Annotated in this window: 12 protein-coding genes; 1 reads left to right on the top strand and 11 read right to left on the bottom strand. The window is 36.0% G+C overall.

Going from position 1 to position 6,443, the window contains the following annotated elements:
• Window positions 1-265 precede the first annotated feature (265 nt).
• Together B5D25_RS12550 and B5D25_RS12545 are read right to left on the bottom strand one after the other, a co-directional pair.
• Window positions 266-1,378 (bottom strand): tyrosine-type recombinase/integrase, encoded by a 1,113-nt coding sequence (locus B5D25_RS12550; RefSeq protein ID WP_078788304.1) that lies wholly within the window; start codon window positions 1,376-1,378, stop codon window positions 266-268.
• 7 nt (window positions 1,379-1,385) lie between these two features.
• Entirely contained in the window at window positions 1,386-1,586 is a 201-nt protein-coding gene (locus tag B5D25_RS12545; protein WP_078788303.1) for a hypothetical protein, read from the bottom strand.
• A gap of 157 nt (window positions 1,587-1,743) precedes the next feature.
• On the opposite strand from B5D25_RS12545, the gene B5D25_RS12540 reads away from it, so the two are divergent.
• A complete protein-coding gene (locus B5D25_RS12540; RefSeq protein WP_078788302.1) occupies window positions 1,744-1,947 on the top strand; it encodes a hypothetical protein in 204 nt (67 codons plus the stop codon).
• 169 nt (window positions 1,948-2,116) lie between these two features.
• On the opposite strand, the gene B5D25_RS12535 is transcribed toward B5D25_RS12540, so the two are convergent.
• From B5D25_RS12535 to B5D25_RS12500, 9 genes are read right to left on the bottom strand one after another with little or no spacing between them, the layout of a single operon-like run.
• Window positions 2,117-2,401 carry a hypothetical protein gene (locus B5D25_RS12535; RefSeq protein WP_078788301.1) on the bottom strand — a complete coding sequence of 95 codons (285 nt, stop codon included), beginning with the start codon at window positions 2,399-2,401 and terminating at the stop codon, window positions 2,117-2,119.
• 3 nt (window positions 2,402-2,404) lie between these two features.
• Window positions 2,405-3,127, bottom strand: coding sequence for a hypothetical protein (locus B5D25_RS12530; protein WP_078788300.1), 723 nt, complete (start codon window positions 3,125-3,127; stop codon window positions 2,405-2,407).
• Between the two features lie 15 nt (window positions 3,128-3,142).
• Window positions 3,143-3,376, bottom strand: a complete 234-nt coding sequence (locus tag B5D25_RS12525) for a hypothetical protein (protein WP_078788299.1) — start codon at window positions 3,374-3,376, stop codon at window positions 3,143-3,145.
• Entirely contained in the window at window positions 3,370-3,537 is a 168-nt protein-coding gene (locus B5D25_RS12955; RefSeq protein ID WP_159444185.1) for a hypothetical protein, read from the bottom strand. The genes B5D25_RS12525 and B5D25_RS12955 overlap by 7 nt, the downstream gene beginning before the upstream one ends.
• The gene (locus B5D25_RS12520) at window positions 3,530-3,895 is read right to left on the bottom strand and encodes a hypothetical protein (RefSeq protein ID WP_078788298.1); all 366 of its coding nucleotides are present in this window, start codon (window positions 3,893-3,895) and stop codon (window positions 3,530-3,532) included. Before B5D25_RS12520 ends, B5D25_RS12955 begins: the two co-directional genes overlap by 8 nt.
• Window positions 3,882-4,712 (bottom strand): P-loop NTPase family protein, encoded by an 831-nt coding sequence (locus tag B5D25_RS12515; RefSeq protein ID WP_159444184.1) that lies wholly within the window; start codon window positions 4,710-4,712, stop codon window positions 3,882-3,884. The genes B5D25_RS12520 and B5D25_RS12515 overlap by 14 nt, the downstream gene beginning before the upstream one ends.
• On the bottom strand, window positions 4,681-5,451 hold the full coding sequence (locus B5D25_RS12510) for a hypothetical protein (RefSeq protein WP_078788296.1): 771 nt from the start codon (window positions 5,449-5,451) through the stop codon (window positions 4,681-4,683). The genes B5D25_RS12515 and B5D25_RS12510 overlap by 32 nt, the downstream gene beginning before the upstream one ends.
• Before the next feature lie 33 nt (window positions 5,452-5,484).
• Complete coding sequence (locus B5D25_RS12505; protein ID WP_078788295.1) at window positions 5,485-5,691, bottom strand: hypothetical protein; 207 nt, start codon at window positions 5,689-5,691, stop codon at window positions 5,485-5,487.
• Window positions 5,688-5,885, bottom strand: coding sequence for a hypothetical protein (locus B5D25_RS12500; RefSeq protein ID WP_078788294.1), 198 nt, complete (start codon window positions 5,883-5,885; stop codon window positions 5,688-5,690). The genes B5D25_RS12505 and B5D25_RS12500 overlap by 4 nt, the downstream gene beginning before the upstream one ends.
• Window positions 5,886-6,443: the final 558 nt, after the last annotated feature.

The following is a 6,443-nucleotide window of genomic DNA, read 5'->3' as shown; positions in this document are numbered from 1 at the left end:
AGAAAATAACGTGTTTTCTAAGCTTTAGGCAACAAAAAAGGCTTGTCACAGATTATGACAAACCTTGATAAAATATAAGTGCGGATAACAGGAGTCTTTCCACATATAACGAAAAAACGTCATTCTCTCAAAAAGTACAACATTTAGTACAACATACACCCTTTTTACCGCACTTTTTCACTCTTTACATATATTATACTAACCATATAATTATTTCAAAAAAAAGCTCCTGATCTCAAATGAGGTCTCAGGAGCTTTTTTCAGATCATGAGGTTTTTATCTTCAGATCATTCATCGCAGTAATCTTACTCTCTTTCATAACCTTTGTGTATAGGTTCAGTGTTATTGAAATATCTTTATGTCCTAGTATCTCAGATAATATTTTGAAGTCTTGCGGTCTCTGTTCAATAAAACGTGTTGCAAACGTAACCCTGAAGCCATGACAAGTAAACTTCTCAATCTGCACATCCTTGCATATCCTTGCTATCTCTCTGTTTATTGTATATTCTCTAAGTATCTGCCCATCTGAAGACTTGAAAAGAGTTCCTGACCACTGGAAGCCAAAAAACATATTATTTAATTCTCTCTGATCTCTCAGCAGCTTTTTTATCTCCGGAGTGACTGGAATATCTCTCTTTCCTGAGTATGTCTTTGTTCCTTCTCCAATTTGATAAACTCCTACTTCATCCCTTGTGACTGTCCTTCTTACATGGATGAAGTCATTGTCTATGTCCGTCAGACATAAAGCTCCTACCTCTCCAATTCTCATTCCAGTAAGTAACATAAGCTTAAACGCATTATGATAAAAAGAGTTCCTATCTTTTGAAGCATTTAGGAAGCTTACAGAGTCACTTTCAGTCAATGCCCTATGTCTATTCTGTCCTATGCTTTCAGACTCTCTCTTGAGCATTTTAAGAGCTTTACAAGGGTTTTTTTGAATAGTATCATCAGTTACTGCACATTCAAACACATGGTTCAGATGCTTAAAACATATATTAAGATTCTCAGGAGTCTTTCCTGATTCAAGAAGAGTCTGTCTTGCGGTTTCTATATCCCTTCTTGTAATATCCTTTATTTTCAGTTCACCAAACTTCTTTCCGCTTTCTGTGATAGTCTCAGCTATGTTTTTATACTGGTATTTCTGAGCTCTTATTGTGGCCTCTCTCTGTTCTTTTCTCCTGAGTTCTGTGAAGTATTCATAATAGGCATTGAGCGAAGGATTGACTTGCTTTTCTTTGCCCTCTTCTAACTCTTTCATCTTCTGAGCGGTCTTCTCAAGAAGCTCCTTCTGATCTTTTCCATACACATAATATCTCTTGCCCGCATACATGAAGGTCTTCATGATGTAACCTTTACTATTCTTCTTCAGTCTTGCCATATCTTTTTCACCTCTTCTCTTCTCTCTTTGCGCATTTATAACCAATCATAAAACCACTCTCCCTAGCATAACTAATTGCCTGAAAGATATTTCCTTTTGATAGTTCATATATCTGCTTAAAATCTTCACAAAAAAAATCTCCCTTGTTTGCGTTCTTCTTTTTCCACTCCTGATAAGCTTTTACTGTTTTATCAATATTTCTTCCCATGTTGTTTTCTCCCTTCTGCGCTTGTCATTGTCTGTCATGTACTGTGTACGCATTAAATAATATCATTTACTATGTTCATAGTAAAGCATTATTTTTTTGTGGTCTTCTGTCTACCCCTATGTTATGATGTCTATATCTTGTTTGAGGTGGTAAAAACATGGAGAAATGGAAAGAAAACAAAAAGAAATATGATGCTGAATATCATAAAACCAAGTTAAAAAGAGTTCCTCTTGATTTGCCTATTGAGAAATACGATGAAGTAAAAAGTCATGCCCAGGAACGTTCTGAGTCTGTAAATGGCTTCATAAAACGTGCTATTGAAGAGACAATGAAAAGAGATAATCACTCAGAGCCTTTATAAGCGCAATTCAGACTCTGTATGATAATTTATATATCTATCTAATAAAATCGGCTCTGTGGTCTTCTAGTGAGGTCACAGAGCCTTTTATTTATTAGCTCTTTGTCAGTAATAAGGAGAAAAACCCAAAGAGCCATTTATATAAAACCATCTGCGCATATCAGCAGCGGTCTTATATCTCTTGTTTGTCCGTCTGTCTGTCTTCCTTTTCGGCTTGTAACTTAAAATATTTTAGTATTCTGTCCAAGTCTTTCAGGTTCTTTCCACTGTGTATTATTACACCCTTTTCGTTATCTCCAACACCTGAGAAGCCTTCCTTCAAGCTTCCATCCGGAGAAATAACAGTTTTAGTTCTTTCTGATGTCATTTCTCCGTTATCTCTTTCAGCTGATATAACCAAGTCCGAAGGTTTTTTATTCTCAAGTGCTTCAAGTCGCTTTAATATACTATTTCTCATTTATCACTCCCAAGGAGAAGAAGAGCCTGTCTCTTCAGATACTTCCCAAGGTGAAGCCACATCCGAAACAATGTTATCAGTATAGTTCTTATACTCTTGATAAAAACCATCATGTGCTTTATGTATTCCATTTGACAGATAGTCTTCATCTCTGAGAGCTTTTAAGCATATCTCACCGAAACTGTTTAATAACTCATGATCTTCTCTCGAATTTCTTCTCTCTCTTGCTTTGTTTTTGTATGCTCTCATCTCTTTGTCTTTTGCTCCAAGCCTTGCTTCTGGTATCTGGTCTATCTTCATTTTATCGGTTGCCATGAAATACATTGTATAGTTTCCGCTTTTTCTGTATCTCTCAGCGAGTTCCATGAGTTCTCTATCGCTCAGATCACCATTTTGAAGGATTGTGACACCATTAGAGTCTATCTCTGAAGGTGTATACTGATAATTCTTGTTAAATATTTTGTCGGAGTCGCTTTTTACTTTCTGCACTGACTCTTCAAACTCATGTCTCAGACCTTCAATCTTCTTGTATATATCCTTCTTTTTCTCCATATGGAGTGTAAATTCCTTATTCATCCCTTTATCATTCATCAAAGTGAGGTCAAGACTGTTATATCTGGTCTCTTCATCCTTAAGCTCTTTCTGAAGCTTTTCCCACTTCTCTCTTGTTTTGATATAGTTAGATTCAATTTTGTTTAAATATGACGTTAATTTTACTTTGCTCATTCGCTAATATCCTTTCTAAAATATAAAGTCTTCCCAGGTCTCTTTTATATTTTCCTCAAGCTCTTGAATATTGTCTGATGGTACTTTGTTCAAATCACTCATTGATATAATTTTATCAATAGCAGTGTGATGAACGTTGCACCTCTGAAGAGCTGCTCTGTATATTTTTTCTTTTTCTTCAAACTCCTTGTACTTCTTCAACTGCTCTTCATTCAGGTTGAGTTCTGCAAGGTTCTTCTTGTTTAACATCCGCTGCACCTTCCTTTTTCGTCATTTATTGTCTTCTTTTGTCCTTCTTTCATTCCTTCAACTGCTTCCTGAAGATATATCACTGAATTGTTAAGCATTGATAACGCATCTCTAAACTCTTCTATGAAGCTGATAAGGTTATCCCTTGTTTTATCATCCATCTTCTGACTCTCCCATTCTTTCAAGTGCTTCCAGTCGCTCACTAAATTCAAGTGTGACCTTCAATGACTGGAAGTGATTAAGTATTGTATTGCAAGCCGAGACTCTAGTTTGTGGGTTTATAGACTCCTTGTCTCTGATCTTGCATAGAACGTTAATAGTGTTAAATAGCTCACATTCCATCCTATGCACTGCACTTTGAAGAAGTTCATCCCTTCTTTGCTTTGCAAGTTCCATAAATTCTTTGTTTTTCTTATACTTGCATATTGTATTCTTACTTAGTCCGGTTGCTTTCATAAGGTCAACAGTCCTATGAAACATAGCGAAGTATAATATTACTTTTTCATCATACTGCTTCATTTTTCACCACCTTTACAAGTCCGATTCTTTTTAGAAATTCTGCTTTATTATTGTTTGACTCTATATGACGGACATTAAACTCAGGAAGACTGACCGGATGTGACATCTTATTAATTCTTTCGGTTATTCTTTCGTCTAAAGATAAGCGGTCAATAACGATATTTGACGTAAATATTGTTACAAGCTTTTGAGTCATTCTTTCATCAACGATTCTGAAGAGTAAGTCATTCATCCAATCATAACCGCCTTTCTTCTGTCCTATATCATCAATTACAAGCAGCTCACAGTTGCATAATAGCTTTATAGGATCCTTTTTATATTCATCGTATGACTCTTTGTCTCCTGACTGCGCTATGTTCAGAAGGTTTACTGCACTTACAAACTTTGTCCGGATTGCATATCTTTTCATTAATTCGTTACATATACACGATGCAAGGAAGGTCTTTCCTGAGCCTTTTGTCTCACTGAAGATATAAAGTCCGTACCCTTCTTTCTTCCACTCCTTATATTCGGCTATAAAGTTATTTATAAGGAGTTCCCTTCCTCTCATGTCGATTGTCTTTCCGTATTCGTCTTTGTATATGCTCCAGTCAAAATTCTTTAAGTCTGAGTTGTAAAACACAGATGGAATGTTGCTGACCTTCTTCATGGTCTCAGTTCTTTCTTCCAGTCCACCATTACAAGCCGGGCATGGTTTCACTATGTTTTCATACCATATCCCATTTACTAAGACTTTTTCCGCATTTATCCATCCAGTACCATTACAAGTAGGGCATACACTAGAATCACGCAAGTTCATAGTTTCCGAAGTTCTCATTGATTTTATCCCTTTCATGATCTATTTTTACCTCTGCATCCTTTTGCTCTTCCTGAGCCTTTATGCACCATTCCAAAACAACAGGAAAGTCAGCTCCACATATCTTATTCGGGTTTTTATGTTTCCATTCTGACCGCCTATCTATTTTCTTTTGCCATACATCATATTTTTGTAACTCTGATAATTCATTATCAGTCAGATAAACATTGTCATATTGACCGAAGGAATGACGGATGCCTTCGGTCATGTCTTCTTTCTCTGTATTATCTTTATTTATTCTTTCTTTCATTGTGTACGGTCTGTGGTCTGTTCGTGGTCTGTTCGTGGTCTGATTTGTAGTCTGATAACTGGTCTGTCCTTCTGTGCTATCCCTTGATATTACTTGCTTTTCGGCGGTCTGATAAGCGGTCTGATAAGTGGTGTAGTTTTTGATACATATTGTGGTCATATGGCGGTCTGCCTTTTTTTCTATCATGTCCATATTTTCAAGAGTCCTCAGATAGTTCCTGAGCTTCTCTTTGCCCCATTTCCACCGCTTCATCAATTTAAGCTCAGATGTTATAACAGTTCCTATCTCGGCATTAATAACTTTATTACCCAGGAGAAAAGGCTTATTGTTATAATTTGCCATCATAATCAAATCTAACCATGCCTGACCTTTTGTGAATGGTTCTGCGTTCCATATACAATGATCTTGAATGTCTCTCCATACCAATATAAAGCCTTTACTCTTTGCCAAGCTTTTTCACCTCTTTTCCGGAGCAGTATGTCTTTATACATCTGACACACTGTCTAAGTACCTTTGCACCTTCTCAACATTCCATATAACTCTTTTACCAATCTGCACTCTTGCTTTAGCTTCAATGCCTATCTTTATAGCAGTATCTTTTCCACAACAAAGCATAGCCTGAAGTCCTCTTGTATCTACTGCAAGCCTTCTTGAATTGTTTTCATTATCAGCAGCAGTTGTCTTTCTCATGACTTCACCTCTTTTCTTTCGTCAACGATTTCTCCAATAAGCATGAAGAGTTTATACTTTTCCTCATTCGATAGTTCATGTCTGAGCTTTGCTGAGAAGTAAAAAGAGTTGAGCCCTACTTTGTCAGCAAGCTCCCACTGTTTTACTCTGCTTTTCTTTAAAGCTTCTTTAATATCCTGATTTGCTTTTACCATGTTGGTTAAACTCCTTTCTGAAAATAAAAAAAGGGGACAATAACACACATAATATATGTTATCGTCCCGCTGTATCGCTCTTTTTGTTTGCTTGAGAGTCAGCACTCTCTCCAGTTATAAACAATAGGTTCATCCGTCAATCAATGTGATAAGCTTGAGTGCTTCCAAGCTGAATAAAACCTATCTATCAACGATTTCAAAAAAAGGTTAGTTCTTCAACCATTCTTTGGTTTTTATTATTTTTTTGTTATTAAGCTCTTTCTGTATTTTCATACTACATCTAAAAAACAATTAGCGCAACCCCTAAGACACAAAAAAACTGTCTGACTATTTAATGATGCTTTCAGTTATATATTTCATGTTTTTATGGAACACTTTCTGAGATAAAAAAAGGTTCTGAAGCCTTTATTTATAAGGGTTCAGAGTACAACAAAAAGTACAACATTTAGTACAATATTCTTGCTAAATTAAGGCATATTTTGTCAGATTATGACAGACTATGACAGATAGAATGAAGGATAAGAAAATAACGTGTTTTCTAAGCTTTAGGCAACAAAA

Source organism: Eubacterium ruminantium, assembly GCF_900167085.1.
GTDB classification, from domain to species: Bacteria; Bacillota; Clostridia; order Lachnospirales; family Lachnospiraceae; genus Eubacterium_Q; species Eubacterium_Q ruminantium.
The sequence above is the reverse complement of the archived record's forward strand: the minus strand, read 5'-3'. Positions and strand labels throughout refer to the sequence as shown.

Coding starts and splice junctions, on each gene's coding strand:
- B5D25_RS12550 (WP_078788304.1), bottom strand. CDS start 1,378: ATGGCAAGACTGAAGAAGAATAGTAAAGGTTACATCATGAAGACCTTC.
- B5D25_RS12545 (WP_078788303.1), bottom strand. CDS start 1,586: ATGGGAAGAAATATTGATAAAACAGTAAAAGCTTATCAGGAGTGGAAA.
- B5D25_RS12540 (WP_078788302.1), top strand. CDS start 1,744: ATGGAGAAATGGAAAGAAAACAAAAAGAAATATGATGCTGAATATCAT.
- B5D25_RS12535 (WP_078788301.1), bottom strand. CDS start 2,401: ATGAGAAATAGTATATTAAAGCGACTTGAAGCACTTGAGAATAAAAAA.
- B5D25_RS12530 (WP_078788300.1), bottom strand. CDS start 3,127: ATGAGCAAAGTAAAATTAACGTCATATTTAAACAAAATTGAATCTAAC.
- B5D25_RS12525 (WP_078788299.1), bottom strand. CDS start 3,376: ATGTTAAACAAGAAGAACCTTGCAGAACTCAACCTGAATGAAGAGCAG.
- B5D25_RS12955 (WP_159444185.1), bottom strand. CDS start 3,537: ATGGATGATAAAACAAGGGATAACCTTATCAGCTTCATAGAAGAGTTT.
- B5D25_RS12520 (WP_078788298.1), bottom strand. CDS start 3,895: ATGAAGCAGTATGATGAAAAAGTAATATTATACTTCGCTATGTTTCAT.
- B5D25_RS12515 (WP_159444184.1), bottom strand. CDS start 4,712: ATGAGAACTTCGGAAACTATGAACTTGCGTGATTCTAGTGTATGCCCT.
- B5D25_RS12505 (WP_078788295.1), bottom strand. CDS start 5,691: ATGAGAAAGACAACTGCTGCTGATAATGAAAACAATTCAAGAAGGCTT.
- B5D25_RS12500 (WP_078788294.1), bottom strand. CDS start 5,885: ATGGTAAAAGCAAATCAGGATATTAAAGAAGCTTTAAAGAAAAGCAGA.